Origin of the sequence: Pseudomonas sp. NPDC088429 (assembly GCF_044753305.1) — a bacterium.
GTDB classification, from domain to species: Bacteria; Pseudomonadota; Gammaproteobacteria; order Pseudomonadales; family Pseudomonadaceae; genus Aquipseudomonas; species Aquipseudomonas rustica.
This window is the reverse complement of sequence record NZ_JBIVMX010000156.1, coordinates 1-2,207: the sequence shown is the minus strand read 5'-3', so window position 1 is coordinate 2,207 and position 2,207 is coordinate 1. Positions and strand designations below refer to the sequence as shown.

Sequence of the window (2,207 nt, the reverse complement as noted above, 5' to 3'; positions counted from 1 at the left end):
GACTAGACCATGCAGGTCACCATTCAACGCGAAGCCCTGTTGAAACCCCTGCAACTGGTCGCAGGCGTCGTCGAGCGTCGACAGACCTTGCCGGTACTGTCCAACGTGCTGTTGGTAGTCGAAGGCCAGCAACTGTCGCTGACCGGTACCGACCTTGAGGTCGAGCTGGTCGGTCGTGTGCAACTTGAAGAGCCTGCGGAAACAGGTTCCATCACCGTGCCTGCGCGCAAGCTGATGGACATCTGCAAAAGCCTGCCCAACGATGCGCTGATCGATATCAAGGTCGACGAGCAGAAGCTGGTGGTCAAGGCCGGCCGTAGCCGTTTCACCCTGTCGACTCTGCCTGCCAACGACTTCCCGACGGTTGAAGAAGGCCCGGGTTCGCTGACCTGCAGCCTCGAGCAGAGCAAACTGCGTCGTTTGATCGAACGCACCAGTTTCGCCATGGCCCAGCAGGACGTGCGTTATTACCTCAACGGCATGCTGCTGGAAGTGTCCGAAGGCATTATCCGTGCCGTGGCCACCGACGGTCACCGTCTGGCCATGTGCTCGATGAAAGCCGATATCGGTCAGCCGGATCGCCATCAGGTGATCGTGCCGCGCAAAGGTATTCTCGAACTGGCACGTCTGCTCACCGAGCCGGACGGCAATGTCAGCATCGTCCTGGGTCAGCATCACATCCGCGCGACCACCGGCGAATTCACCTTCACCTCGAAACTGGTCGACGGTAAATTCCCGGACTACGAGCGTGTTCTGCCGAAGGGCGGTGACAAGCTGGTATTGGGCGATCGCCAAGCGTTGCGTGAAGCGTTCAGCCGTACCGCGATTCTGTCCAACGAGAAATACCGTGGTATCCGTCTGCAACTGGCCAACGGTCAGCTGAAAATCCAGGCCAACAACCCGGAGCAGGAAGAAGCGGAAGAAGAAGTGGGCGTTGAATACAACGGCGGCTCCCTGGAAATCGGCTTTAACGTGAGCTATCTGCTCGACGTGCTGGGCGTTATGACCACCGAGCAGGTTCGCCTGATTTTGTCCGACTCCAACAGCAGTGCGCTGGTGCAAGAGTCCGACAACGACGACTCGGCTTACGTTGTCATGCCGATGCGTCTGTAATCAGCTGACCCTGGATGTCCTTAAGTCGTGTTTCGGTCACCGCGGTGCGCAATCTGCACCCGGTGACCTTCTCCCCCTCCCCCCGCATCAACATTCTTTACGGCGCTAACGGCAGCGGCAAAACCAGTGTTCTGGAAGCCATTCATCTGCTGGGGCTTGCCCGTTCGTTTCGTAGCACGCGTCTGTTGCCGGTCATCCAGTACGAACAACTCGCCTGTACCGTGTTCGGTCAGGTCGAATTGGCCGAGGGTGGCCATAGCGCTTTGGGCATCTCGCGCGATCGTCAGGGCGAGTTCCAGATCCGTATCGACGGGCAGAACGCCCGCAGCGCTGCGCAACTGGCGGAGATCCTGCCGCTGCAGTTGATCAACCCCGACAGCTTTCGCCTGCTTGAAGGCGCGCCGAAGATTCGCCGGCAGTTTCTCGACTGGGGCGTGTTCCACGTTGAGCCGCGTTTCATGGCTACCTGGCAGCGTTTGCAGAAGGCCTTGCGCCAGAGAAACTCCTGGCTGCGGCATGGTACACTTGACGCCGTTTCGCAAGCGGGTTGGGACAGGGAACTGTGCCAGGCCAGCGCTGAAATCGATGAATACCGCCGCGCTTACATCAATTCCTTGAAAGAAGTGATTGAACAAACCTTGAGCGAACTGGTTGAGCTCGAAGGTTTGACGCTCAGCTATTACCGAGGCTGGGACAAAGACCGGGAATTGAGCGCCGTACTGGCTGGATCCCTGCAACGGGATCAGCAAATGGGTCATACCCAGGCCGGACCGCAACGCGCTGATTTGCGTCTTAGATTGGGCGCCCACAACGCCGCGGACATTTTGTCCCGGGGTCAGCAGAAGTTGGTGGTCTGTGCACTGCGGATTGCCCAAGGGCACTTGGTCAGCCAGGCCCGACGCGGTCAGTGTATTTATCTGGTGGATGACCTGCCGTCCGAACTGGACGAGAACCACCGCCGCGCGCTGTGCCGTTTGCTGGAAGACTTACGCTGCCAGGTGTTTATCACCTGTGTAGATCACGAATTATTGAGGGAAGGCTGGCAGACGGAAACGCCAGTCGCTTTGTTCCACGTGGAACAGGGCCGTATCACC

At 58.6% G+C, this 2,207-nt stretch carries 2 protein-coding genes; both read left to right on the top strand.

Annotation, left to right across the window (positions count from 1 at the left end):
• Positions 1–9 precede the first annotated feature (9 nt).
• On the top strand, positions 10–1,113 hold the full coding sequence (gene dnaN, locus ACIP66_RS28605; RefSeq protein WP_400652644.1) for a DNA polymerase III subunit beta: 1,104 nt from the start codon (positions 10–12) through the stop codon (positions 1,111–1,113).
• A gap of 14 nt (positions 1,114–1,127) precedes the next feature.
• The coding region (gene recF / locus ACIP66_RS28600) for a DNA replication/repair protein RecF (protein WP_400652641.1) at positions 1,128–2,207 on the top strand (1,080 nt) is incomplete at its 3' end.

What these genes read in the sequence shown, in the direction of transcription:
- dnaN (WP_400652644.1), top strand. Translation starts at nt 10, where the DNA reads ATGCAGGTCACCATTCAACGCGAAGCCCTGTTGAAACCCCTGCAACTG.